Source organism: Vibrio sp. B183, assembly GCF_000740665.1.
GTDB classification, from domain to species: Bacteria; Pseudomonadota; Gammaproteobacteria; order Enterobacterales; family Vibrionaceae; genus Vibrio; species Vibrio coralliilyticus.
The window spans coordinates 18,622-43,190 of record NZ_JPQB01000034.1 but is presented as its reverse complement, the minus strand read 5'-3'; the positions used below and the strand labels follow the sequence as shown (position 1 = coordinate 43,190).

Annotated in this window: 22 protein-coding genes; 13 read left to right on the top strand and 9 right to left on the bottom strand. The window is 46.8% G+C overall.

The window, feature by feature from the left end; genetic code table 11:
* Positions 1 to 235: 235 nt before the first annotated feature.
* Together nhaR and IX95_RS24605 are read left to right on the top strand one after the other, a co-directional pair.
* On the top strand, positions 236 to 1,126 hold the full coding sequence (gene nhaR / locus IX95_RS24610) for a transcriptional activator NhaR (protein ID WP_019275515.1): 891 nt from the start codon (positions 236 to 238) through the stop codon (positions 1,124 to 1,126).
* Positions 1,127 to 1,253: 127 nt separating this feature from the next.
* Positions 1,254 to 1,559 (top strand): ArsR/SmtB family transcription factor, encoded by a 306-nt coding sequence (locus IX95_RS24605; RefSeq protein WP_006957719.1) that lies wholly within the window; start codon positions 1,254 to 1,256, stop codon positions 1,557 to 1,559.
* A 95-nt stretch (positions 1,560 to 1,654) separates the two neighbouring features.
* Here the strand turns inward: IX95_RS24605 and rpsT are convergent, their stop codons facing one another.
* Positions 1,655 to 1,915 (bottom strand): 30S ribosomal protein S20, encoded by a 261-nt coding sequence (rpsT, locus tag IX95_RS24600; protein WP_006957718.1) that lies wholly within the window; start codon positions 1,913 to 1,915, stop codon positions 1,655 to 1,657.
* A 260-nt stretch (positions 1,916 to 2,175) separates the two neighbouring features.
* Between rpsT and murJ the strand changes: the two genes are divergently transcribed.
* The 6 genes from murJ (at position 2,176) to ispH (ending at position 9,768) form a co-directional block, all read left to right on the top strand.
* Positions 2,176 to 3,738: a murein biosynthesis integral membrane protein MurJ gene (gene murJ / locus IX95_RS24595; RefSeq protein WP_038164771.1), complete on the top strand. Its 1,563-nt coding sequence runs from the start codon at positions 2,176 to 2,178 to the stop codon at positions 3,736 to 3,738.
* Positions 3,739 to 3,810: 72 nt separating this feature from the next.
* Positions 3,811 to 4,746: a bifunctional riboflavin kinase/FAD synthetase gene (gene ribF / locus IX95_RS24590; RefSeq protein ID WP_038164762.1), complete on the top strand. Its 936-nt coding sequence runs from the start codon at positions 3,811 to 3,813 to the stop codon at positions 4,744 to 4,746.
* 64 nt (positions 4,747 to 4,810) lie between these two features.
* Positions 4,811 to 7,639 (top strand): isoleucine--tRNA ligase, encoded by a 2,829-nt coding sequence (gene ileS / locus IX95_RS24585; RefSeq protein WP_038164760.1) that lies wholly within the window; start codon positions 4,811 to 4,813, stop codon positions 7,637 to 7,639.
* A 76-nt stretch (positions 7,640 to 7,715) separates the two neighbouring features.
* Positions 7,716 to 8,228, top strand: a complete 513-nt coding sequence (lspA, locus tag IX95_RS24580; RefSeq protein WP_006957711.1) for a signal peptidase II — start codon at positions 7,716 to 7,718, stop codon at positions 8,226 to 8,228.
* 116 nt (positions 8,229 to 8,344) lie between these two features.
* Positions 8,345 to 8,776, top strand: coding sequence for an FKBP-type peptidyl-prolyl cis-trans isomerase (fkpB, locus tag IX95_RS24575; RefSeq protein WP_038164758.1), 432 nt, complete (start codon positions 8,345 to 8,347; stop codon positions 8,774 to 8,776).
* A gap of 26 nt (positions 8,777 to 8,802) precedes the next feature.
* Positions 8,803 to 9,768, top strand: coding sequence for a 4-hydroxy-3-methylbut-2-enyl diphosphate reductase (ispH, locus tag IX95_RS24570; RefSeq protein ID WP_006957707.1), 966 nt, complete (start codon positions 8,803 to 8,805; stop codon positions 9,766 to 9,768).
* Between the two features lie 184 nt (positions 9,769 to 9,952).
* Here the strand turns inward: ispH and IX95_RS24565 are convergent, their stop codons facing one another.
* A complete protein-coding gene (locus IX95_RS24565) occupies positions 9,953 to 11,437 on the bottom strand; it encodes a carbon starvation CstA family protein (protein WP_021456367.1) in 1,485 nt (494 codons plus the stop codon).
* Positions 11,438 to 11,644: 207 nt separating this feature from the next.
* On the opposite strand from IX95_RS24565, the gene IX95_RS24560 reads away from it, so the two are divergent.
* Entirely contained in the window at positions 11,645 to 11,995 is a 351-nt protein-coding gene (locus IX95_RS24560; protein ID WP_038164755.1) for a DUF2799 domain-containing protein, read from the top strand.
* Between the two features lie 35 nt (positions 11,996 to 12,030).
* Here the strand turns inward: IX95_RS24560 and murQ are convergent, their stop codons facing one another.
* The 4 genes from murQ to IX95_RS24540 are packed head-to-tail and all read right to left on the bottom strand — an operon-like array spanning position 12,031 to position 16,536.
* A complete protein-coding gene (gene murQ / locus IX95_RS24555) occupies positions 12,031 to 12,954 on the bottom strand; it encodes an N-acetylmuramic acid 6-phosphate etherase (RefSeq protein WP_038164750.1) in 924 nt (307 codons plus the stop codon).
* Between the two features lie 12 nt (positions 12,955 to 12,966).
* Positions 12,967 to 14,076 (bottom strand): anhydro-N-acetylmuramic acid kinase, encoded by a 1,110-nt coding sequence (locus IX95_RS24550; RefSeq protein WP_038164748.1) that lies wholly within the window; start codon positions 14,074 to 14,076, stop codon positions 12,967 to 12,969.
* Complete coding sequence (locus IX95_RS24545; RefSeq protein WP_038164746.1) at positions 14,069 to 14,947, bottom strand: BadF/BadG/BcrA/BcrD ATPase family protein; 879 nt, start codon at positions 14,945 to 14,947, stop codon at positions 14,069 to 14,071. The genes IX95_RS24550 and IX95_RS24545 overlap by 8 nt, the downstream gene beginning before the upstream one ends.
* Positions 14,944 to 16,536, bottom strand: a complete 1,593-nt coding sequence (locus IX95_RS24540) for a sodium:solute symporter (RefSeq protein WP_038164744.1) — start codon at positions 16,534 to 16,536, stop codon at positions 14,944 to 14,946. Before IX95_RS24540 ends, IX95_RS24545 begins: the two co-directional genes overlap by 4 nt.
* 234 nt (positions 16,537 to 16,770) lie before the next feature.
* Here IX95_RS24540 and IX95_RS24535 point away from each other — a divergent pair, with 234 nt between their 5' ends.
* Both IX95_RS24535 and nagZ read left to right on the top strand, forming a co-directional pair.
* Positions 16,771 to 17,619 carry a MurR/RpiR family transcriptional regulator gene (locus IX95_RS24535; protein ID WP_038164742.1) on the top strand — a complete coding sequence of 283 codons (849 nt, stop codon included), beginning with the start codon at positions 16,771 to 16,773 and terminating at the stop codon, positions 17,617 to 17,619.
* Between the two features lie 9 nt (positions 17,620 to 17,628).
* Complete coding sequence (nagZ, locus tag IX95_RS24530; protein WP_038164740.1) at positions 17,629 to 18,612, top strand: beta-N-acetylhexosaminidase; 984 nt, start codon at positions 17,629 to 17,631, stop codon at positions 18,610 to 18,612.
* A gap of 43 nt (positions 18,613 to 18,655) precedes the next feature.
* Here nagZ and btsR read toward each other — a convergent pair whose 3' ends face one another.
* Positions 18,656 to 19,378 carry a two-component system response regulator BtsR gene (btsR, locus tag IX95_RS24525; RefSeq protein ID WP_038164738.1) on the bottom strand — a complete coding sequence of 241 codons (723 nt, stop codon included), beginning with the start codon at positions 19,376 to 19,378 and terminating at the stop codon, positions 18,656 to 18,658.
* Between the two features lie 9 nt (positions 19,379 to 19,387).
* Positions 19,388 to 21,064, bottom strand: a complete 1,677-nt coding sequence (locus tag IX95_RS24520) for a sensor histidine kinase (protein ID WP_038164736.1) — start codon at positions 21,062 to 21,064, stop codon at positions 19,388 to 19,390.
* 239 nt (positions 21,065 to 21,303) lie between these two features.
* Here IX95_RS24520 and IX95_RS24515 point away from each other — a divergent pair, with 239 nt between their 5' ends.
* Entirely contained in the window at positions 21,304 to 22,377 is a 1,074-nt protein-coding gene (locus IX95_RS24515) for a 3-deoxy-7-phosphoheptulonate synthase (protein ID WP_021456376.1), read from the top strand.
* A 22-nt stretch (positions 22,378 to 22,399) separates the two neighbouring features.
* Positions 22,400 to 23,527 (top strand): bifunctional chorismate mutase/prephenate dehydrogenase, encoded by a 1,128-nt coding sequence (gene tyrA, locus IX95_RS24510; protein WP_006957684.1) that lies wholly within the window; start codon positions 22,400 to 22,402, stop codon positions 23,525 to 23,527.
* A 50-nt stretch (positions 23,528 to 23,577) separates the two neighbouring features.
* On the opposite strand, the gene IX95_RS24505 is transcribed toward tyrA, so the two are convergent.
* The gene (locus tag IX95_RS24505) at positions 23,578 to 24,567 is read right to left on the bottom strand and encodes a M23 family metallopeptidase (RefSeq protein WP_038164733.1); all 990 of its coding nucleotides are present in this window, start codon (positions 24,565 to 24,567) and stop codon (positions 23,578 to 23,580) included.
* Between the last annotated feature and the right edge of the window lie 2 nt (positions 24,568 to 24,569).

Sequence of the window (24,569 nt, the reverse complement as noted above, 5' to 3'; positions counted from 1 at the left end):
TATGCAGGTGGATTTTTACTTGTTTTTGAAGTCTTAAGATTTGTGTTGAAAGAGGGCTTATTTCACAAAATCGCAATTTTTAGCCAGCGATTCTGACACAAGGCTGTCATATAACTTTTTTGTGTTTTCGGTAAAACTATCTACTTTCAAATAAAAGAAAGGTTTTTTCGAGTTATTGTTGTCATCTGAAGGTTCTGCTATAACCATAGCCATATGTAATACAGAGAGATTTTTCATGTCGCACTTAAATTACAACCATCTCTATTACTTTTGGATGGTATGTAAACAGGGTTCAGTGACCAAGGCGGCCGATGCTTTGTTCCTTACTCCTCAAACGGTAACAGGGCAAATTAAAGCTCTAGAAGAGCGCATGGATGGCAAACTGACCAAAAGAAATGGCAGAAGTATTGAGCCCACGGAGCTGGGACAGCTAGTGTTTAAATACGCTGATCGTATGTTCGGTCTGAGTTACGAGATGCTGGATATCGTCAACTATAGCCAACGCTCTAATATTCTGTTTGATGTGGGGGTGGCGGATGCCTTATCTAAACGATTGGTCAGTAAGATTTTAATGACTACAGTGCCACCCGATAACAGCATTCATCTGCGTTGTTTTGAATCAACGCATGAAATGCTGCTTGAGCAGCTTGCTCAACACAAATTGGATATGATTTTGTCTGATTGCCCGGTCGACTCTAGTCAAAGCCCTGGTTTGTACAGTAAAAAACTGGGGGAGTGCAATATGAGCTTTTTTTCTAGTAGCACTGTGGATCAGGCGCGTTTCCCGGCAGTATTGGAGCAAAGAAAGCTGTTGATACCGGGTAGCCGCACGGCAATGGGACGTAAGGTCTTACAATGGTTTGATCGACAAGGTCTTCAGCCGAATATTCTGGGAGAGTTTGATGACGTTGCATTAATGAAGTCATTCGCTCGTTACCATCATGATGTCATCTTTCTTGCACCTTCTTTATATGTATCAGAGGTAGAAAGTGATTTACCTTTGCAGTTGATTGGACACATCGATGAACTCAAAGAGGAATATTACGTTATTTTTGCTGAGCGAATGATTCAACACCCAGCGGTGAAGAATGTCTGTGATGCAGACTTCACGAATCTCTTCCAGTGAGGTTCTTTTTCATTTCTACAAATAGATTACTGGATGTAAATAGATTAGTATCAGCTATAAATGTATCAATTTATAAATTGCAGGCTGAGATTTGTTGATGTTTTGTTGTTTCAAGGGGTACTAGCCGATGAATTTACAAGAAATGGAAAAGAATTCTGCCAAAGCGGTGGTACTACTGAAAGCGATGGCGAATGAGAGGCGCTTGCAGATTTTATGCTTATTGCATAACCAGGAATTGTCAGTAGGGGAATTGTGTAGCAAGCTTGAGCTGAGTCAGTCTGCGTTGTCGCAACATTTAGCCTGGCTGCGCCGTGATGGCTTAGTGAATACACGTAAAGAAGCACAAACTGTGTTTTATACATTGAGTAGTGAAGAAGTTAAGTCGATGATCCATCTATTGCACAGTTTATACTGCAGCGAAGCTATGGATTAGGTGTGACATGAGAGCTGGGCGGCTCAGTACTGAATTTGAGATATAAAAAAACCGGCGTTAGCCGGTTTTTTCTTCACTGGGGAATCAGAGTTCTATTAAAGAGCTTTGATTGCAGCAGCGAAACGAGACTTATGACGAGCTGCTTTATTCTTGTGAATAAGGCCTTTAGTTGCCATACGGTCTAGGATAGGTGTAACTACAGCGAATGCAGCAGTTGCAGCTTCTTTGTCGCCTGCTTCAATAGCAGCAACAGTTTTCTTCATGTAAGTGCGCATCATAGAACGACGGCTAGCGTTGTGCTGGCGACGTTTCTCAGCTTGGATAGCGCGCTTCTTAGCAGATTTACTATTTGCCAAGGGTCTAACTCCCAAAAACTTAAGTTCGGTGACAATTTAAGGGCGAGGAATATCCCTCATTTGCGCTTAAATGTCAAATGATTTGTGTAAAAACCAATCGGAGCCAAACAAATTTTGGATTAGATAGGTCTTCACGGTTAAGATGGCGGGGATTCTATCAGTATTTTTTTTTCATTGCTAATACTAATCTGCTCTAGCCCTGACATTCCTGTCATAGAGTGGAGCCTTATTGAAAGTATTGCAGGATTCCCGAGGTAGCTGTGAGTAAACGTCTGCTCAAGTCAGGCATGATTGTTAGTGCTATGACTTTGATTTCTCGTGTGCTTGGTTTAGTGCGCGATGTAGTAGTGGCGAATTTGATGGGGGCGGGCGCCAGTGCTGACGTCTTCTTCTTTGCCAATAAAATTCCGAATTTCTTACGCCGCTTGTTCGCCGAAGGGGCGTTTTCTCAGGCGTTTGTACCAGTATTGACAGAGTACCATGCCGCAGGCGATATGGACAAAACCCGCCAGTTGATTGCCAGAGCAGCGGGTACTTTAGGCGTGCTGGTCTCTATTGTTACAGTGCTAGGAGTTTTAGGTTCTGGTGTGGTTACTGCACTGTTTGGCTTTGGCTGGTTCCTTGATTGGTTGAACGGTGGTCCATCGGCTGAAAAATTTGAGTTGGCGAGCTTTATTCTCAAAATCACCTTTCCTTATTTATGGTTCATTACTTTTGTCGCGTTATCTGGTGCGATTCTCAATACCATGGGTAAGTTCGCGGTGTCGTCTTTTACTCCAGTGTTTCTCAACGTCATGATCATCCTCTCTGCGTGGTTTATTTCGCCGAATATGGCGCAGCCTGAAATCGGTCTTGCTATTGGGGTATTCCTTGGTGGCTTGGTTCAGTTCTTGTTCCAGATCCCTTTCCTTATTAAAGCAGGCGTCATGGTTAAGCCTCAATGGGGATGGCGTGACCCTGGAGTAGTGAAAATCCGCACTCTAATGATCCCTGCTTTGTTTGGTGTATCGGTCAGTCAGATCAATTTGCTGTTTGATACCTTTATTGCCAGTTTCCTTCAGACGGGCTCTATCAGTTGGCTCTACTATTCTGATCGCCTGTTGGAATTTCCGCTCGGATTGTTTGGTATTGCCATCGCAACGGTCATTTTGCCGGCACTATCACGCAAACATGTCGATTCCCACAGTGATGGTTTCTCACACACGATGGATTGGGGAATCCGCATGGTGACACTGCTTGGCATTCCCGCGATGCTAGGCTTGATGGTATTGGCGAAACCTATGCTGATGGTGTTGTTTATGCGCGGTGAGTTCAGCCCACAAGACGTCCAGTTTGCTTCGATGTCTCTGGTTGCCTATGCCTCTGGCTTGCTCAACTTTATGTTGATCAAAGTGTTAGCGCCGGGGTATTACTCTCGCCAAGACACTAAAACACCAGTCAAATATGGCATCATTGCCATGGTGACCAACATGGTCTTTAACGCCATCTTTGCTTGGTTCTATGGTTATGTTGGTTTGGCAATCGCAACGGCATTGTCTGCGTTTGTTAACATGTCTCTATTGTATAGAGGTTTACACGTAGCGGGTGTTTACAAGCTTACTCGTCGCACGGTTGTCTTTGTGACTAAGCTGGCTGTTGCAGGAGGGCTGATGGTGGCAGCGATTCTTTGGCAGTTGGAAGAGATGTCGGTGTGGCTGACGTGGAGCCTGTTTGAGCGAGTGATGTCACTGACCATTTTGATTGGATTAGGTGCGGGTGTTTACCTGGTATCGCTCCTCATAATGGGTGTGCGTTTAAAAGATTTAAAAGCAGCGACAGAATAAGTAGGATTAGTATATAATCCGTCAGTTTCACGCTTTGCTAATAATAAAAGAGACAGGAATTAGAAGCTTCCAATGGAATTGATCCGAGGTATTCACAATATCAAAGCACACCATTCAGGGTGTGTCCTGACGATAGGAAACTTCGACGGTGTGCATTTGGGTCACCAAGCAGTACTGCGTCAAGTATCTGAACAGGCAGCTAAATTAGGCTTACCTGCAACGGTCATGACTTTTGAACCTCAACCTTTGGAATTGTTTGCAAAAGAGAAAGCACCAGCACGATTAACTCGGTTGAGGGACAAATTTGTTCAACTGAGCAAATTGAACATAGAACGCTTACTTTGTGTGAATTTCAACAAGCGCTTTGCTAATCAGACTCCAGACGAGTTTATTAGCGACTTGTTGGTGAAGCGATTGGGTGTTAAGTTTCTCGTCGTTGGTGATGATTTCTGCTTTGGCAAAGGCCGCAAAGGCAACTTCAAGATGCTCAAAGAAGCCGGTGAAAAATATGGTTTTGAAGTGGTGAGCACACAAAGTTTCTGTCTTGAGCAATTGCGTGTCAGCAGTACTGCGATACGTAAAGCATTGGCAAGCGATGAGTTGAACTCAGCAGCCGAAATGCAGGGTCGAGATTACAGCATCAGTGGTCGAGTATCACACGGTCGTAAGTTAGGAAGAACCATTGGTTTTCCTACCGCGAATATCCCACTGAAGCGTTGCGTGTCACCTGTATCGGGTGTTTATGTCGTTGAGGCCTTAGGCCTTGGAGGCAAACCGATTGGGGGCGTAGCAAATATTGGCAACCGACCAACCGTGAACGGGGTTCGCCAGCAACTAGAAGTGCATTTATTTGACTTTCAAGCCAATTTATATGGCAAGCAGCTAGAAATTGTACTTTTACATAAGCTTCGCGATGAGCATAAATTTGACTCATTTGAAGCATTGAAACAACAAATTGAATTGGATGCTGAAGCAGCAAGGGTGTGGCTGCGTCAGCGTAATCGCTAAACGGTCTAGTCCACCGCTTGGCATAATGTCTAACATTCGCCCAACACAACGGAATTAAGAATCGATGAGTGAGTATAAAGATACCCTGAACCTTCCTGAAACAGGGTTTCCGATGCGCGGCAATCTGGCGAACCGCGAGCCAGAAATGCTTAAGCGTTGGTATAAAGAAGACCTTTACGGCGAAATCCGTAAAGCGAAGAAAGGCAAAAAATCTTTTGTTCTACACGATGGCCCTCCATACGCCAACGGTGACATTCATATTGGTCACGCACTAAACAAGATTCTTAAAGACATTATTATTAAATCCAAAACACTTTCAGGTTTTGACGCTCCTTACATTCCTGGCTGGGACTGCCACGGTCTACCTATTGAACTAATGGTAGAGAAAAAGGTTGGTAAGCCAGGTCAAAAAGTGACAGCGGCTGAGTTCCGTCAGAAATGTCGTGACTATGCTGCGGGTCAGGTTGAAGGTCAAAAAGAGAGCTTCAAACGCCTAGGTATTATGGGTGAGTGGGACAAGCCTTACCGCACTATGGATTTTGCTACTGAAGCAAACATCATCCGTGCTCTAGGTAAGATTGCAGACAACGGCCACCTACTAAAAGGTTTCAAACCTGTTCACTGGTGTACAGACTGTGGCTCTGCGCTTGCAGAAGCAGAAGTAGAGTACAAAGATAAAGTATCGCCATCTATCGACGTGCGCTTTAAAGCGGCAGATGAAGCAGCGCTTCTCTCTAAGTTCTCATTGAACGAAGGTCATGAAGGTGAAGGCGAGATCTCAATCGTTATCTGGACCACCACTCCATGGACATTGCCAGCAAACCGTGCAGTCTGTCTACGTGATGATCTAGAGTACGTATTAATTCAAGTAGAAGGCGATTCTAAAGAGCGAATCATCGTTGCTTCTGAGCTAGCGAAAGACGTGATGGATCGTGCGGGTATCGAGCACTTCCATAACCTTGGTTTTGCCAAAGGTAGCGATCTTGAACTATCTCAGTTTAACCACCCGTTCTACGATTTCACCGTTCCTGCGATCCTTGGCGATCACGTAACAACGGATTCTGGTACTGGTGTGGTTCACACTGCACCTGGCCACGGCCAAGAAGACTTTGCAGTCGGTAACAAGTACAACCTAGAAGTCGCTAACCCTGTAGGTTCAAACGGCGTTTACCTGCCGGATACTGAGCTGTTTGCTGGTCAACATGTATTTAAAGCGAACGATGCAGTTGTTGAGACGCTAAAAGAAAAGGGCGCGCTTCTACATCACCACGCTTACGAGCACAGCTACCCACATTGTTGGAGACACAAAACGCCAATCATCTTCCGTGCAACACCACAATGGTTCGTCTCTATGGACCAAGCGGGCCTACGTGCAAAGGCACTAGAGTCAATCAAAGGTGTTGAGTGGATGCCTGAGTGGGGTCAAAGCCGTATCGAAGGTATGATTGAAGGTCGCCCAGAGTGGTGTATCTCTCGTCAACGTACTTGGGGTGTGCCAATCGCTCTATTCGTTCATAAAGAAACGGCAGAGCTTCATCCAAATACGATCGAATTAGTAGAGAAAGTGGCTCTGCTGGTTGAAGAAAAAGGCATCCAAGCTTGGTGGGATCTAGAAATCTCAGACCTACTAGGTGAAGAAGCTGATAAGTACGAGAAAGTACTGGATACGCTAGACGTATGGTTTGATTCAGGTGTGACTCACTACTCAGTGGTTGACGCTCGTGAAGAGTACAACGGCGCGTCGGCAGACCTCTATTTAGAAGGCTCTGACCAACACCGTGGTTGGTTCCAGTCTTCGCTCATTTCATCTATCGCGATGAAAGATGAAGCGCCATACAAGCAAGTGCTTACTCATGGTTTCGTGGTTGACGGTCAAGGCCGTAAAATGTCGAAATCTATCGGTAACGTGGTTGCGCCAAAAGATGTGACTAATAAGCTAGGTGCTGACATTCTGCGTCTATGGGTTGCTTCAACGGACTACACGGGTGAAGTGGCGGTTTCTGATGAAATCCTAAAACGCTCTGCAGATGCGTACCGTCGTATCCGTAACACTGCGCGTTTCTTCCTTGCCAACCTAAGCGGCTTTAACCCAGCAACGGACCTTGTTCCTGCTGAGGAAATGGTGGCGCTAGACCGTTGGGCTGTAGGTCGTGCACTGGCTGCTCAAGAAGAGATCGTGAAAGCGTACGGTGAGTACAACACGCACGCAGTTACCCAGCGATTAATGCAGTTCTGTTCTATCGAAATGGGTTCATTCTACCTAGACGTGATTAAAGATCGTCAGTACACAGCGAAACTTGGCGGCCACGCTCAACGTAGCTGTCAGACTGCGCTTTACTACATCGTAGAAGCGCTTGTTCGTTGGATGGCGCCAATCATGTCGTTCACTGCAGACGAGATCTGGAACGAGATGCCGGGCGAACGCGATAAGTTTGTCTTCACAGGCGAGTGGTACGAAGGTCTGTTCGGTTTAGCTGAAGGTGAAGAGCTTAACAACGAATTCTGGGCTGAAATCCAAGCGGTTCGTGGCGGTGTGAACAAACTTCTAGAAGATGCTCGTAAAGAGAAGACCATTGGTGGTTCTCTGCAAGCAGAAGTGACGCTTTACGCTGATGACGCACTAGCGGCGAAACTAAGCAAACTTGAAGATGAGCTGCGCTTTGCACTACTGACGTCAGCGGCTGTTGTTAAGCCTCTAAGCGAGAAGTCAGAGGCGGCACAAGCAACTGATGTTGAAGGTCTGTTTGTTGAAGTGAAAGCAACGGAAAACGAGAAGTGTGACCGTTGCTGGCACCACACTCCAGACGTAGGCACAATCGAAGGTCATGAGAAGATTTGTGGTCGTTGTGTGTCTAACGTTGATGGTGAAGGTGAAACACGTCGCTTCGCGTAATTTATAGCAACTAGAAGTTGAACTTTATTGAGATAATATAGCCCCAGTACTGACTGGGGCTACTTTTAGGAATTGTATGAGCGAACAAGCACTCACTTTGAAGCAATCTGGCGTGCGCTGGTTGTGGCTAGCATTGGTTATCTTTCTAGCAGATATCGGTATTAAGCTGTTTGTGATGGATAACATGGGTTATGGCTGGGCGAACCGCATTGAGGTGTTGCCTTTCTTTAATCTGCTTTACGTACATAACTACGGTGCTGCATTTAGCTTCCTGAGCGATCAGGCTGGCTGGCAACGTTGGTTGTTTACGGGGATCGCTTTTGCGGTAACCGCTATGCTGACTTACTGGATGAGTAAACTGCCAGCAAAAGAGAAATGGAACAATGTGGCTTATGCCATGATCATCGGTGGTGCGGTGGGCAATGTGTTTGATCGTGTGGTGCACGGTTATGTTGTCGATTACCTAGACTTTTTCTGGGGTGACTACCACTGGCCAGCGTTTAATTTGGCAGACAGTACAATTTGTATTGGTGCTGCAATGATTATCCTTGATGGATTTCGTAAAAAAGACGCTGAAAAAAAAGCGTAAGCTGATAATGTTTGAATAACCCTAAGCGCTGTCTGTTGATTCAGAGAGCGCTTTTTACTATAACGAAGCCTCTATTGAATAGAAGCCAATATCTCCAATAACAAGGAAACAGTATTGTGACCACTATTGTCCATGAATCCGCAGTAACGCTGCATTTTACTATCAAACTTAAAGATGGCTCGGTTGCGGATAGCACGCATAACATGGGTAAGCCTGCCAAGCTTGTGATTGGTGATGGCAGCCTGAGTGAAAATTTTGAGCAATGCTTGCTAGGACTTGAAGTGGGTGAGCAAAAAGCGATTGAACTGAAAGCGGAAGATGCCTTTGGTGCGCCGAATCCAGACAATGTGCATCATATGGATCGTGCGAGATTTGTTGGTGATGCAGAAGTTGAAGTGGGCACAATCATGGCTTTCTCTGGTCCTGATGGCATGGAAATCCCTGGAATCATTACCGAAATTGCGGGTGACTCAGTGACGGTTGATTTCAACCACCCGCTAGCAGGGCAAGATGTGACTTTTGAAGTTGAAATTTTGTCAGTAGAATAGCGGCCTGAAGCGATAAAATAATCACTATGAGCAATGAAATGAAAATTCTTTTAGCCAACCCACGTGGCTTTTGTGCAGGTGTTGATCGCGCGATCAGCATTGTTGAGCGTGCATTAGAAATGTATCAACCACCGATTTATGTTCGTCATGAAGTCGTGCACAACCGATTTGTGGTCGAGGGTCTTAAGCAAAGAGGCGCTATCTTTGTAGAGGAGCTTCATGAAGTGCCAGATGACAATATTGTGATTTTCTCTGCTCATGGTGTGTCTCAGGCTGTTCGTAAAGAAGCGAAAGAGCGTGATCTGACCGTCTTTGATGCGACTTGCCCACTGGTAACCAAAGTTCATATGGAAGTGGCTCGTGCAAGCCGTCGTCATATGGAAGTGGTCTTGATCGGTCATGCTGGACACCCAGAAGTCGAAGGTACAATGGGCCAGTATGCCAGTGAACAAGGTGGTATGTACTTAGTTGAGACGCCAGCGGATGTGGCCGCTCTCAAAGCAAAAGTCAAAGACCAGAGTAATCTGCATTACGTAAGTCAGACGACATTGTCTGTAGATGAAACCGCTGATGTTATAACTGAGCTGCGTCGCGTCTTCCCAGAGATTCAGGGGCCACGCAAGGACGATATCTGTTACGCCACACAGAATCGTCAGGATGCAGTACGAGAAATGGCAACAGACGTTGATGTAGTGATTGTTGTCGGTTCTAAAAACTCATCTAACTCGACTCGTCTGAAAGAGCTGGCTGAAAAGCTGGGTACTCCAGGGTATCTGACAGACTGCCCGGAAGATATCGAGCCCGAATGGTTTAACGATAAAGTGAAAGTAGGTGTAACGGCGGGGGCGTCAGCGCCAGAAGAGTTGGTTAATCAGATTCTGGAACGCATCAAAGAGCTTGTTGGCACACGTTCGGTAGAAGAAGTACTCGGCCGTGAAGAAAACATGTTCTTTGAAGTACCAAAAGAGCTACAGATTAAACAGGTCGACTAGAGACTTGAAAGGATAACAAGGCGACACTAAGTCGCCTTTTTTACATCTGATTTAAATGCAGAAAACTGGCTTTAATCTGATTTTTCGCTATCGTGAGTATTTTGCTCATCGACGCTTGTTTAGCAGTTTCAGACAAAAGAAAAGGCTCCCTAAGGAGCCTTAATCAATATGCCAATCTATAGACTTAAGCGGTTTCCGTCGCCACTTTGGGCTTGTCTTCATCCGCTAGGTCAGTTTCCCCTTTGCCTTTAGACTTTTTGATGACGTAGGCCGTTGTCGCGAGTGAGAACAAGATACCAGCGATGGTAGAAACGTTCATTGGTAGACCAAACCCTAGCGTGCTGTTGTTTAGGATAAAGGTCACCACGACAGTCGTCATAAAGATTGCTGGAATCGTAGTGATCCAGTGCAGCTTGTTGTGACGAAGTAGGTAAGCTGAAGCCGTCCACAGCATCATAACTGCTGTCGTCTGGTTAGCGAAGCCGAAGTAACGCCAGATAACACCGAAGTCTACCTGAGTTAGGATGCCACCAATCACGAAAAGAGGGACAGCCATCAGTAGGCGGTTACGCAGCGTTTTCTGTTCCATGTTGAAGTATTCAGCCAAGATCAAACGGCTAGAACGGAACGCAGTATCACCGGATGTAATTGGTAAAATCACGACACCTAAGAAGGCAATCACACCACCAAATACACCAAGCAGGCCAAACGAAGAACTGTATACTACGTTACCTGGGCCGCCGTTTTTCACGGCTTCAGAAAGCGCATCAAGGTTACCGAAGAAAGACAGAGCAATCGCACACCAGATAAGCGCAATCACACCTTCACCAATCATGGCGCCGTAGAAAACGAATCGACCGTTTTTCTCATTCTCCATACAACGAGCCATCAAAGGTGACTGAGTAGCGTGGAAACCAGAGATAGCACCACATGCGATGGTGATAAATAGCGCTGGCCATAGTGGCATGTCGTTCGGGTTCAGGTTAGTGAACATATCCGTTACCTGAAAATCACCCATTACGGTGTGCTCGCTAGATAGCGCAACCGCTGTCATTAGGCCAACCGACATAAAGATCAGCAGAGCACCAAACAGTGGGTAAAAGCGACCAATGATTTTGTCGACAGGAACGATAGTGGCGATGATGTAGTAAGCAAAAATAGCAATGACCATGGTCGTCATGCTGACAGACAGGCTGGTCTGATCGTTGATCAGGTTAGTGATCATCCCTGCTGGTGCTGAAACGAATACCACACCGACCAGAAGCAATAGGACAATGGCAAAGATATTCATAAAGTGTTTTGCACCATTGCCTAGATAGCGGCCTGTGATTGTTGGCACAGAAGCGCCACCGTTACGTACCGACAGCATGCCGGAGAAGTAGTCGTGCACGGCACCAGCGAAAATACAGCCAATGACAATCCATAGCATGGCCGCTGGGCCGTAAAGCGCGCCCATGATAGGACCGAAGATAGGGCCAACACCAGCGATGTTCAGAAGCTGAACCAGATAGACTTTCTTAGTCGACATTGGAACATAGTCGACGCCATCAGCTTGTGTGTGGGCTGGAGTTTGGCGTTTTTCATTGATGCCGAAAACTTTCTCAACAAATGCCCCATAAATGAAGTATCCACCTATCAAGGCTGCAACACAGGTTAAAAACCACAACATAGCACTCGTTCCTTAGTGATAATTTAATAAGTTCAGCCTGGATATTACGCTGACTCGAAACAATCCACATTCGGATCTCAATTGAGTGGTCGTATACCCAATTGAGTGGTATTTGGCACCATTAAGTGGTTTTTCCTCTTTGTGAGTGGCAATGTTGAGGATTTAGTGGTTTCATTAATAGAGTTTCTATAAAAACAAGGAAAAACAATGAGAAAACTCATTTTTCTGATGTTGGTATCGACCTTGATGGCTTGCGCCGCCAGTACTGAACAACTGGCCAAGGAAGGGGACTGGTATGAGATTGGGTACCAAGACGGCGTACGTGGTCAAGCTCAGCGTCCGTTTAAAGAGCTGGCCAGCTTGGGCAGTGTCAAACAGGGCGACTATGATCAGGGTTACCTGAGCGGAATTAAAGAGTACTGCAACCCGAATGTTGCCTATCAGATTGGCTTAACGGGGCAATATTATGAGGGCGTGTGTGAAGGCACGGAAGATGCGCAGAAGTTTCGTATGGAATGGAAGCGTGGTTGGGATGAGCACGCTAACGAGTATTACTAAATAAAAAGGCTTGGTGTTTACCAAGCCTTTTTACGTTAATGATTGTGATTTTCTACTGCTCGTCTCAGGAAGCCTTCCTGATGTTGGAGCTGGTTTCTGGCACTGTCGACGTCCATTCCGGTCAGGATCATTAAGATGGCAAGCTTTACGTCATATTCCGTTTGCTCTAACACCGTGACTGCCTGCAGCTTATCACACTCAGTCGCCTGCATGACGATACGAGCGGCACGTGCGACCAGCTTCTTGTTGGTCGCTTTCACATCAACCATCAAGTTTTGATAGCTTTTGCCCAGTCGAATCATACTGGCTGTAGTCAGCATGTTGAGAACCAGCTTCTGCGCCGTTCCTGACTTTAATCGTGTTGAGCCTGTTAACGCTTCAGGGCCTACTACTGGGCTAATCGCGATTTGTGCGACTTCTGCAATGATGGAATCCGGGTTACATGATAGAGCTACTGTAGTCGCTCCAAGGTCGTTGGCGTATTCCAGCGCCCCAATGACGTAAGGTGTTCGACCGCTAGCGGCAATTCCTACTACAACGTCTTTGTCGCTGAACTCTATCGACTTCAAATCAGCAACGCCAAGCTCTGGCGAATCTTCCGCGCCCTCTTTGGCTTTGAGGATCGCATCCGGACCGCCTGCAATCAGACCTATGACCATTTGATCGGAAACACCAAACGTAGGTGGGCACTCCGAGGCGTCAAGGATCCCCAAACGTCCGCTGGTACCAGCGCCCATATACACTAAGCGACCACCCGATTTGAATGCTTGGGTGATTTTGTCCACCGCCTGAGCAATTTCAGGCAGCACTTTTTCTACCGCGAGTGGAACGAGTTTATCTTGCTGGTTAATTCTTTTAACGATTTCCAGAGAAGGCAGCAGGTCAATATCCATCGTTTCTGGGTTACGACCTTCAGAAACCAAATGGGAAAGCGCTGCGATTAGTGCATCGTTGGTCATAATCGTCCTTATTTAATCGGCAAAGTACATCACACCAAGAGAAGCAGGATGGCTCGCTCCGGTGACTTCTGGCAAATTGCTTGGCAGGTTGTGAATGCGGCGATAGGCAAGCCAAGCAAATGCCATCGCTTCCATATTCTGACTGTCGACACCTTGTGAGTCTGTAGAGTCAACAGACCAAGCAGGTAGTAGTGCTTTCAGGCGGCTCATCAACAGTGGATTACAGGCGCCACCGCCACAAATCAATAGTTGTGGCTGCTCTCCCAGCGAGTATTTCTCTACCTCGGAGCTGATGGTTCGCGCGGTGTATTCGCACAGTGTTCGCTGAACATCTTCAGCGCAGCAGTTATGGTTGCTCAGAATAGCCTCTAACCAAGGCAAGTTAAACAGCTCTCGCCCCGTGCTCTTGGGTGCTTTTTGAGCAAGGTAAGGCTCTTGAAGTAAGGTACTGAGCAGTGCTGTATCGACATGACCTTTCTGTGCGAACAAGGCGTCTTTGTCGTAAGGCTGGCCTTGGTGCTGGTGACACCAAGCGTCCATCAACATGTTGCCCGGTCCGGTATCGTAACCGATGACAGGGTGATCAGGTCGAAGCACGGAGATGTTGGCAATCCCGCCGATATTGAGCACTACTATGCTCGATGTATTTGATTGAAACAGCGACTGATGGAAGGCTGGAACCAGTGGTGCGCCTTGCCCACCCAGAGCCATGTCTTTACGCCTGAAATCGGCAATTGTTGTAATGCCGGTTCGTGTTGCAATGATATTGGCATCACCGATCTGAGTCGTAAACGGCGCGTCACCTGTTGGCTGGTGGAAAACCGTCTGACCGTGGTTACCGATCGCGGTAATTTGCTCTTTACTGTGACCTGTTTTTTCAAGTAAAGCTAACACTGCATCGGCATACAATTGGCCCAGTTGGTGATCCAGCGTGCCTACCTGTTTTAAATTGGTTTGTTGGCCGAGACAGATATCGAGCACTTGCTCTTTGACCGCCAAAGGTATTGGGTAATCGGCATGGTCGATTAACTGAATGTGTCCGTCACGTACTTCTACCAGTGCGACATCAATACCGTCCAAGCTGGTGCCAGACATGATGCCAATATAAAGCTCTTTATCCATTACGAATTTCCACCTGTTGTCTGGCTAACAGAGTTGCACCATCAAGTGCATCTCCTTTTGCAGTGATGAGGCGTGAGCGCCATTTATCACTGATATGTTGCTGATAGTATGCGCCCAAACCTCCTAAAAAAGCGATATCTAACTCATTATTTTCACAGCACTTTGTCACAAGCTCATCAATATGATTCTGCCCACGTCTAACAATCTCATGGCTTAATGGACAGCCTTGATGCGCATGGTCCAAAAGGGCAGGGACCAATTGTGCAAAGCGTGAAGCATTCGCTGTGGTCAGCCATTGCAAAATATCACCGCGCTGGCTTCCCAGATGCTGAGACAAATAGTCGGTCAGTGGGCTGATGGTATGTTGCTCAATGGCTTCAATTAATGCCTGCACGGCCTGTTGCCCTAGCCAAGCGCCACCACCTTGATCGCCAATTGGAAAGCCCCAACCGCCATACATGTGAGTTGAGCCGTCGGTCTCTAGCCGGGTAGCGACACTGCCTGTACCAATGGCGAGGCAGTTCACGGCCTGACCTTGATTGACACCTAACAAAGAAATATGAGCATCGGTTGTAACTAAGCAGTTAGGGTATTTGAGTAGCGACTGCTCAAGTGCTTGTTTTGCATTGACGTTGCCAGCGCCGGCAACGCCAATGACAATGAATACCTGCTGAGGCGTCAGTTTTACTTGTGCTAGGCAAGTTTCAATTGCCTCCCGTATTTGATGATGCGCTTGCTCTTTTTGTTGAGTTAGAGAAGACGGGCCCACAGTCAAGATGAAAGCCGGGTTAGTCGCTAGCGAGTCTAAAGCTGTCAGACGTAAGGCGGTTTTGGTTCCGCCTCCGTCGATTGCAAGTAAATGCGTAATCATAGTCGAGCCGTTTGCAACTGCTCTTGTGGCTGTGCTTTACCACACAAGCAGACACCAAATGAAACTAAGGTACCGATACAAAGCTGATAAGGGAACGCTAAGCTCAGCCCTGCCCAATCTGGATTGATGAGCCCGAGCGTGTTGTCCCAAACGTAAGCCTGCAGCAACAGTGTGGTCAGGAAGCCTGCGACCAGTGCCATCGCAACCGAACGCTCACTGCCTCGGTCCGTAAACAGAGCGGTGAAATAGACACCAAGGAGACCCGTGTAGGCAAATACCATCACACTGAGTGCGAACGCGAGCAGTGGCATGTCCGTGTATTGCTGCCAGTAGAAACACAAGATTCCCATGCTACCCAGTGCAACTGCCGCAATTGCCATTCCAAATCGACCGACTTTGACATAGTGGACGTCATCTTGCTGGCCATCACGAGCTTCTTTCCATGGCTTGTACAAGTCTTGAGTGGCAACGGAGGACATTGAATTAAGACCAGAATTCAGCGTCGATAGCGCCGCAGCGACAACCCCTACTGTCACTAGGCCACGTAAGCCTGCTGGCATTTCGTTCAGTACGTAGTACATAAAGATAGTGACATTTTCGCCATTGAAGCTCTGTACGACATCTTGCCCTTCGACTCCCATCAGATCAGGACGCTGGTAGAACACATACAATAGCAAGCCAATAGTCATAAAAATCAGAACAATCGGCAGTGAAAAGATAATCGAGTTCACCATCGCCTGTGAGCCTTGTTTGGCGTTCTTACAGGTTAAAACACGCTGAGTCATATCTTGATCGAGGCCAAACGCACCGATATTCAGTAGCACGAAGCCTGTGATACAGGCCCAGAAGCTAAAAGTTCCTGCTGGTGAGAAATCAAGGCTAAAGTCGAGCAAGGTAAGCTTTGAATCTTGATCTGGCCCTGGGTTCTCTAGAACGTGCATGATCTGACTAAAATCAGCTGGAATCTGACCCAGCAGGTAAATAATTACAGCCAGCGCCGCGCCGACGTAAACAATTAACTGGATCAGGTCACTCCAGATTACAGAGCGAATCCCACCCATGTAAGTGTAAGCAAGGCCAACAACGACCAAAATAACAACCGAAGCGATAACGCTGGTTGGGTTGATGTTGGTAAACAGAATCATCGAGACCGCAATCGCTGCCATATACAGGCGTGAGCCAGAAGCAAAAACGCGTCCAACCAGATACATCAGCCCGGCACGTTGTTTGGTTTTCTCGCCAAAACGTACTTTGAGTAATTCATAAACAGTCGACACTTTATTCTGGTAGAAGCGTGGGATCAGAATCCAAGCAACGAACAGAGCGCCGAGAATACCGCCTATATTAGTGGCTAGGTAAGTTAAGTCACCACGGTAACTGGAATCTGGGCCACCCAGAAATGTCGCCGCTGACTGAGATGTTGCCAGAACGGAAACGGCCACTACCCACATTGGCATACTATTCCCACCAAGGAAGTAATCCTTAGTGGAAGTAATTTTGACTCGGCTGAAATGCCAGCCAGTATAGGCAATGATCGCAAAGTATAAGGCGAACACAGCCCAGTCGAGAGAGGTAAATAAAGAATTCATCGCAGCTCCATAGCCTGAATCATGTAGGGAATCTATTTATCGTTTTTTAGCAGTATGCTGATATGAATAGTTCATTCCTAAGTCTATTCTTTGATGGAATAATGACCGCTTTGATTCTATGATCCTGTTCTCAGTTCACGCGTTAGTCTATTCCAAATTTATGCTTGGATTGGAATAACTATTCCCCTGCTTCACGTGGCTGAGTACACTGCAAATCAAACAGAGGAGGGGAAGATGAAAGGTTTAGCTCGAATTCGTGCACTGTTACCTCAGCTTTCACCAGCAGATAACAAGATAGCTCGATATTTACTCGAATATCCTCAACAGGTAAAACAGTTCTCTTCTCCTGAGCTGGCAAAAGCCATCGGTGTCAGCCAATCGACAATCGTGAAGTTTAGTCAGAAGGTAGGCTACAGTGGCTTCTCCGATTTGAAAATTCGCTTATATGAGAGTGAATTGGCGTATCAACCCAGTTCAAAGAAAGCGATTCACGGCACCATTTCACGTAGCGATAACATGGCTCTGGTGATGGCTAAGTTATTATCGAGTAAACAGCAGTCACTTGACCGAACTGTGGCACTCAATGATGCAGACACGATTCAGCAAGCAGCAGGCTATCTGCACTTAGCCGGGAAAATTCAGATTGCAGGCGTTGGCGCTTCTTCGCTGGTCGCCAAAGATTTGAGCTATAAGCTGACCAAAATTGGTCATGCGGTGCACTGCGAGTACGATGCACATATTCAGATAGCCAACGCCGCAGCGCTGAGTGAGAACGATGTGCTGGTTGCGTTGTCGTATTCCGGGCGAAGTCGAGAGGTGCTGAGCATTGCTCAACTGGCTCGCAGCAAAGGCGCTAAGGTGATTATCATTAGTCAGCTGGCTCCTACACCATTGGATAGATACGCCGACATCAAACTGATGACGGCGGCAGATGAGGAGCAGATAAGAAGCTCTTCCATTACAGCACGAGACAGTCAGCTGCTGATGACAGACTTGCTCTTCATTGCGTTAACTCAGCAGGAAGAGAGCGCTGACCAATTAATTGAACAAAGTAAATCCGCTGTTGCGGTTTTAAAACAGTAAGGAATGATTATGGGACCTTTATGGGTTGATGTAGAAGGTTGCGAACTGACCGCAGAAGACAGAGAAATTCTTGAGCACCCAACCGTCGGTGGCGTCATTCTGTTTGCCCGCAACTATCACGATAATGAGCAGTTGCTGGCCCTGAACAAGTCGATTCGTCAGGCTGCGAAACGTCCGATTCTTATTGGCGTCGATCAGGAAGGCGGCCGAGTTCAACGTTTCAAGGAAGGCTTTTCCCTTATCCCTGCGGCGGAATCCTATGCCAAGCAAGCGAATGGCGAAAAGCTGGCTGAACAAGGCGGTTGGTTAATGGCGGCAGAACTGATTGCTCATGACATCGATCTAAGCTTTGCTCCGGTACTGGATAAAGGTCATGAGTGTAAGGCGATTGGTAGCCGCTCATTTGGTGAAGATGTCGATACCATCATCCGCCACAGCAATGCTTACATGCGCGGCATGAAAGCGGTGGGCATGGCAACGACAGGCAAACACTTTCCCGGCCACGGCGGTGTGATTGCGGACTCGCATCTGGAAACCCCTTATGATCAGCGAGATACCATTCTCGAACAGGATATGGCGATTTTTAAAGCTCAGATCGAGGCAGGGCTATTGGATGCGATGATGCCTGCGCATGTGGTGTTCCCTCATTATGACGACCAGCCTGCCAGTGGCTCTGAGTTCTGGCTCAAGAATGTGCTGAGAAAACAATTGGGCTTCAATGGCATTATTTTCTCTGATGATCTGACGATGGAAGGCGCATCTGTAATGGGTGGCCCAGCTGAGCGTGCTCATCAGTCTCTGGCATCGGGCTGCGACATGGTGTTGGTGTGCAATAAGCGTGATGCGCAGATTGAGGTGTTGGATAACCTGCCTGTAATGGAAACGCCACAAGCGACTGAGCTATTGAAGAAACAATCTTTCACTTTGTCTGAGCTGCGTAGCAGTGATGAGTGGAAGCTAGCATCCGAAGCCATGAAACGCGTTATTGGATAAGTTGAAAGTAACGAGAGAACAAGAGCCGCAATAGCGGCTCTTTTTAGTGGAAGCCGAGCATTTCTTTTAGCGTTTTCAGGTAGCGACGGCTGACAGGAATCGGGTGGTCACTGACAGTGATGATCTCTGCCAATCCGTTCTCTAGCAACTTGATTTCTTTGATCGCTTTGATGTTAACCAGAAACTGGCGGTGGCAGCGCACCAGAGGTGTTTTTTCTTCGAGCACTTTGAGCGTCAGCTGTGAAGTGGCTTTTTGTTCTTCTGTCTGGACATGAACGCCGCTGATATCACTGTAAGCAAACTCCACATCTTGAGTCGGAATGATGACAATTCTATTCAGGCCAATACAAGGCACCTGATCTAGGCTGGATGGGGTGATCGCTGAGAGTTGTTCCTGAGTATTACTGCTGACTGACCTAAGAAGGCGTTTAATGGTTTTGTCCAACCGACAGGTATCTACCGGTTTCAATAAGTAATCGAACGCGTTGTCTTCAAACGCCTGAATAGCGAACTCATCGTAGGCGGTGACAAACACAACTTTTGGCATGGTTTCAGGATCAAGCATCCCAAGTAGCTCAATGCCCGTGATTTGCGGCATCTGAATATCGAGAAAGACCACATCGGGTTTAAGCTGGTTAATCTTTTTCAGACCTTCAATCGCATTACTGGCCTGATCTATGACAGTGATTTGGCCCGATTCTTCGAGCAGCTCAGTCAGCTCTTCACGCGCAAACAGTTCGTCATCTATGACTAAAGCAGAAAGCATATCCGTGTCCTAATCCATTTTCTTTTCGGGAATGAGGAAGCTCATTCTCGTCAGTTGGTGTGGCGTTACATCAATATTGAGTGATGCCGTCTGACCAAATTTGTTGGTCAAACGCTTATCGACGATTTGCATCCCCAGCCCCTGATGATTGTCGGCTGGTGGTGTGTAACTGCCGGCATTGTCTTCCACACACAGCTGATAACCCTGCGCAAGTTTCTGGCTGTAAATGCGGACCTTTCCTCCTTCCAGTAGGTTCGATATGCCATGCTTAATGGCATTCTCGACTAAAGGTTGTAGGGTAAAGGTCGGCAGCTTACGCTTCAGCAATGCGGAATCAATATCAATATCCACCTCTAATCGGTCGGTAAAACGTGCTTTTTCGATGGTGAGATAAGCATTAACGTGCGCCAATTCTTCCTTAAGAGTAACCGTTTCTACGTCTTGTTTGAGGTTACTGCGGAAGAAATGTGATAAGTGCTGAATCAGCTCACGAGCTTTTGGAGGGTCGCGACGAATGACGGCACTGATGGTGTTCAGCGCGTTAAACAGAAAGTGTGGGTTTACTTGCGCATGGAGCAATTTTATCTCTGCTTGAGAGAGTAAAGTGCGTTTCTGTTGGTAGTCACCAAACAGGATCTGACTGGAAAGCAGCTGTGCTATCCCTTCGGCCATCGACATATTGATGGTTGAAAACAGCTTACGTTTCGGTTCGTACAGCTTAATGGTGCCAATTACCTTATCTCCTGAGTGCAAAGGAATAATCAGTGCGGAGCCCAGTTTGCAACTTTTAGAAATTGAACACTGATAAGGTTTGTCTTTGCCGTCGAGGTAGATGATATCGTTGCGTGAGATGGCATCGAGTGTACTTTGCGAAGAGATCGGCGTTTCCGGCTCATGGTGATCGTCACCAATGCCAACAAACGCGAGGATTTTCTCGTTATCAGTGATGGACACGGCGCCCACATTGGTTTCCTCGTAAACGATTCGGGCAATTTTCTCCGCATTTTTCGTGTTGAAACCAGAAGCGAGAATACCAACTGACCGTTCGGCGATATTCAATGCCCGGCGTGAGAAGGTGGCGGAATATTCTTCAAAGATAGTTTTGCGATCCTGCAGTATGCTCATAAACAGCGCTGCGCCGACTGAGTTTGCGATGATCATTGGGGCGGCAATCGCAGAGACTAATGAATACGCCTGATCAAATGGCTTAGCGACGATCAGAATGATCGCCATCTGGGCAATTTCTGCTACTAAGGTGACCGCAAATACCACGCTTGGGTTAAACAGTTGGGCACCTTTGCCTCGCCTGAGCAGGTAGGTGTGTAACAAGCCACCAATCAAACCTTCTGCGGTGGTCGAGATAGCACAAGCCAGGTCGGTAAACCCGCCAAGCGAGTAACGATGCAAACCGCCCGTTAACCCGACAAAGAAGCCAACCACAGGCCCACCAAATAAACCACCCATCACGGCTCCGATCGCACGCGTGTTGGCAATCGCATCATTGATCTGCAAGCCAAAGTACGTCCCCATGACACAAAACAGGGAGAACAGTACGTAGACGCTGAGTTTGTGTGTCAGGCGATTAGAGATACTCAGCAGTGGTAGGAAAATGGGGGTTTTACTTAGCATGTAAGCAAGGACTAAGTAGACACACATCTGCTGAAGTAAGGAAAGAATGAGATCCATGAGTGAAATAAGATGCTGGGTTATAGGCTTATTTTAGAAAAGATAAGTTGAAGAAAACATGCATGAGTCGAAGTTTTTCAACTAACTAGCTCTAATTACAATTATGTAAACTAGGGTTTACAGTGTGTTTTTTTATGTGTACACCTTGAAATTTGTTTTTAGGCTGTTATTTTATGCTTAATCCAGCCCAATAGAGATACTTTAAATTGGGTGTAAAAAAATATATACAGGTTTAAGTTATGCAAAAAAGTGAATTGAGCAACATTAATATTAGTGAAGAACAAGTTCTGATTACACCTGAAGAACTGAAAGCCAAGATACCACTGAGTGATAACGCTCGTCGCTTTATTCAGGAGTCTCGTCAGACTATCGCTAACATTATTCATAAGAAAGATCATCGACTACTGGTAGTATGTGGCCCTTGTTCAATTCACGATCTGGACGCTGCGAAAGAGTACGCTAAGCGTCTTAAAGCATTGTCTGAGCAGCTCAGCGATCAACTGTACATTGTTATGCGCGTTTACTTCGAAAAACCACGTACCACAGTGGGTTGGAAAGGTTTGATCAACGACCCGCATCTAGACGGTACTTTCGATATCGAGCACGGTCTGCACGTAGGGCGCAAACTGCTAGTTGAACTAGCAGAGATGGAGATTCCATTGGCGACCGAAGCGCTGGATCCGATCAGCCCTCAATACCTCGCGGATACATTCAGCTGGGCAGCAATTGGCGCACGTACGACTGAATCTCAGACTCACCGTGAAATGGCGAGTGGTCTATCTATGCCAATCGGCTTCAAGAATGGTACTGATGGCAGCTTAGCAACAGCCATTAACGCGATGCAGGCTGCGTCTTCAAGCCACCGCTTCATGGGTATCAGCCGTGAAGGTCAGGTTGCATTACTGACAACTCAAGGTAACCCAAATGGTCACGTGATTCTGCGCGGTGGTAAACAAACCAACTACGATTCAGTGTCAGTCACCGAGTGTGAGCAGGATATGGCGAAAGCGGGTCTGGATGCTTCTCTGATGGTGGATTGTAGCCACGCTAACTCGCGTAAAGATTTCCGTCGCCAGCCTTTGGTTGCTGAAGATGTGATTCACCAAATTCGTGAAGGTAACAAATCGATTATTGGCCTGATGATTGAGAGTCATATTAATGAAGGTAATCAGTCATCCGATATTCCTCTCAACGAAATGCAATATGGCGTTTCAATTACCGATGCCTGTATCAATTGGGATACAACTGAGGCACTATTGCGTCACGCACACACAGAACTGGTCCCATTCTTGGAAGATCGTCTGAAAGGTTAAGAGAAGAATAACAAGGAACATCATGGCCGTTGAATTGAATGAATTGCGTGATCAAATTGACGCAGTAGACAAACAAATTCTGGATTTATTAGCACAGCGACTGTCTCTGGTGGAGAAGGTCGGTGAAGTGAAAAGCGAACACGGTCTGCCGATTTATGCGCCAGATCGTGAAGCGGCCATGTTAGCTTCACGTCGCGAAGAAGCGGAAAAGAAAGGCGTACCGCCTCAGCTGATTGAAGACATTCTTCGCCGTACTATGCGTGAGTCTTACGCGAGTGAGAAAGATTCTGGTTTTAAGTGTTTGAATCCAGAATTGCGCTCCGTGGTGATTGTCGGTGGTAACGGCCAACTGGGTGGTCTGTTTGGTCGTATGTTCAAGCTGTCTGGTTATGATGTCAAAGTACTTGGCAGCAAAGACTGGGATAAAGCGGATGAAATGCTGGTAGACGCAGGCCTAGTGGTCGTTACTGTTCCGATTCATCTGACCCAGGGCGTGATTGAGAAGCTAGGCAAACTGCCAAAAGATTGCATCTTGTGTGACTTAACCTCGATCAAGTCTAAACCGTTGCAAGGTATGCTCAATGTGCATCAAGGTCCTGTTGTTGGATTACATCCAATGTTTGGCCCTGATGTACCGAGTTTAGCTAAGCAGGTGATTGTTTACTGTGACGGTCGTGGTGAAGAGCACTACCAGTGGCTACTGAAACAGTTCTCTATCTGGGGCGCGAGTTTATGTCAGATTGATGCCTCAGAGCACGATCATGGTATGACTTTGATTCAGGCATTGCGTCACTTTACGTCTTTTGCTTACGGCCTGCACTTGAGCCGTGAAAACCCGAACATTGATAAGCTGTTGAAGCTAAGCTCACCAATCTACCGCTTGGAGCTGGCGATGGTTGGGCGTCTTTTCGGTCAGGATCCAAACCTATATGGCGATATTATCCTTTCCTCAGACGAAAACATTGAGATGATCAAACGTTTCCATCAATGTTTTGGCGAAGCACTGAAAGTGCTGGATGGCAAAGATAAGCAGGCGTTTGTTACAAGTTTTAATAAGGTGAGCGAGTGGTTTGGCGATTACTCTCAGCAGTTTATGCATGAAAGCCAGAATCTACTGAAGCAAGCGAATGATTCCATTCATCGTGGCTAACCTGTAACTCCTAACCAGATATCGTAAGAGCTGTCCTAGGCAGCTCTTTTTTATTGTATGGTGAGAGTATCGGCTAGGTTTTCGTCACGCTTTACCGTATCTACCGGGGCATTCTGATAAGGATGGTTGGTCAGGTTGACCTGTAATCTGACCGTATTGTCTATCAACTCTACCAGTGGTGCCCATTTCACTTTCTTCTCTTTCTCAAACAGATAGTTAAAGTTCTCTGGCGTCCAATCCATGGTGTATTGAGGGTTCAGCGCTCGGCCAAGAAAACGGATCTCATAATGCAGGTGAGGGCCGGTCGAGCTTCCTGAGTTACCACACGTCGCAATTAACTCTCCCTTACTCACAAACTGACCACTGCGTACTTTAAATTTCGCAAGGTGGGCGTATGAGCTCATAAAGCCAAACGAATGCCTCAGAGTAAGGAAATTTCCAAAGCCTTTTGAGCTTGGTCGAACCGTTTCCACCACACCATCGGCTGGGGCGTAGATCGCCTCGCCACGCTTACAGGTCAGATCGATCCCCGTATGGGTATGACGTTTGCCCGTGATTGGATTAATACGTCGACCATAAGATGAAGAGATGCGCAGATAGTCCATCGGTGTATCGTTCGGGATCATGCGAAACATGGTGGCACGTACGGCAGAGTCCACTGCTGCAGCGTCAATACGATTCGCCAAGTTGTACTCTTCAACCTGCGTATCGTCAGCAAGGCCAAGCACTGACTCCACATCATAAACTCGCTTGCCTAGGGTATGGATTTGATCGCGCTTTTCTTCCAGCTCTTGAGACAAAGTATGAGTTTCATTGACCTGCTGTTGGTATTGTTGCTCGGCTTGCTCAAGTTGGTTGCGCAGTTGAACGACTTGAGATTGAGAAGAATTTTGCTGCTGCCAGCTGTAATAGGCGACAGACGCACTGAAGGCAATCGCACTGATTGAACCAGCAATTGTTAGAAGAAGGGCTTTTCTTGAAACGTGAAAATGTTGCTCCCCAGATGAAGAGGGGATAGAGATTATTATCTTTTTGGACATAC

Excerpts from the sequence above, each read along its gene's own strand:
- IX95_RS24605 (WP_006957719.1), top strand. The coding sequence starts at position 1,254 with ATGAATTTACAAGAAATGGAAAAGAATTCTGCCAAAGCGGTGGTACTA.
- lspA (WP_006957711.1), top strand. The coding sequence starts at position 7,716 with ATGAGCGAACAAGCACTCACTTTGAAGCAATCTGGCGTGCGCTGGTTG.
- nhaR (WP_019275515.1), top strand. The coding sequence starts at position 236 with ATGTCGCACTTAAATTACAACCATCTCTATTACTTTTGGATGGTATGT.
- IX95_RS24505 (WP_038164733.1), bottom strand. The coding sequence starts at position 24,567 with ATGTCCAAAAAGATAATAATCTCTATCCCCTCTTCATCTGGGGAGCAA.
- IX95_RS24545 (WP_038164746.1), bottom strand. The coding sequence starts at position 14,947 with ATGATTACGCATTTACTTGCAATCGACGGAGGCGGAACCAAAACCGCC.
- ribF (WP_038164762.1), top strand. The coding sequence starts at position 3,811 with ATGGAATTGATCCGAGGTATTCACAATATCAAAGCACACCATTCAGGG.
- ispH (WP_006957707.1), top strand. The coding sequence starts at position 8,803 with ATGAGCAATGAAATGAAAATTCTTTTAGCCAACCCACGTGGCTTTTGT.
- btsR (WP_038164738.1), bottom strand. The coding sequence starts at position 19,378 with ATGCTTTCTGCTTTAGTCATAGATGACGAACTGTTTGCGCGTGAAGAG.
- murQ (WP_038164750.1), bottom strand. The coding sequence starts at position 12,954 with ATGACCAACGATGCACTAATCGCAGCGCTTTCCCATTTGGTTTCTGAA.
- IX95_RS24520 (WP_038164736.1), bottom strand. The coding sequence starts at position 21,064 with ATGGATCTCATTCTTTCCTTACTTCAGCAGATGTGTGTCTACTTAGTC.
- nagZ (WP_038164740.1), top strand. The coding sequence starts at position 17,629 with ATGGGACCTTTATGGGTTGATGTAGAAGGTTGCGAACTGACCGCAGAA.
- IX95_RS24565 (WP_021456367.1), bottom strand. The coding sequence starts at position 11,437 with ATGTTGTGGTTTTTAACCTGTGTTGCAGCCTTGATAGGTGGATACTTC.
- IX95_RS24560 (WP_038164755.1), top strand. The coding sequence starts at position 11,645 with ATGAGAAAACTCATTTTTCTGATGTTGGTATCGACCTTGATGGCTTGC.
- tyrA (WP_006957684.1), top strand. The coding sequence starts at position 22,400 with ATGGCCGTTGAATTGAATGAATTGCGTGATCAAATTGACGCAGTAGAC.
- IX95_RS24515 (WP_021456376.1), top strand. The coding sequence starts at position 21,304 with ATGCAAAAAAGTGAATTGAGCAACATTAATATTAGTGAAGAACAAGTT.
- IX95_RS24540 (WP_038164744.1), bottom strand. The coding sequence starts at position 16,536 with ATGAATTCTTTATTTACCTCTCTCGACTGGGCTGTGTTCGCCTTATAC.
- IX95_RS24535 (WP_038164742.1), top strand. The coding sequence starts at position 16,771 with ATGAAAGGTTTAGCTCGAATTCGTGCACTGTTACCTCAGCTTTCACCA.
- IX95_RS24550 (WP_038164748.1), bottom strand. The coding sequence starts at position 14,076 with ATGGATAAAGAGCTTTATATTGGCATCATGTCTGGCACCAGCTTGGAC.
- ileS (WP_038164760.1), top strand. The coding sequence starts at position 4,811 with ATGAGTGAGTATAAAGATACCCTGAACCTTCCTGAAACAGGGTTTCCG.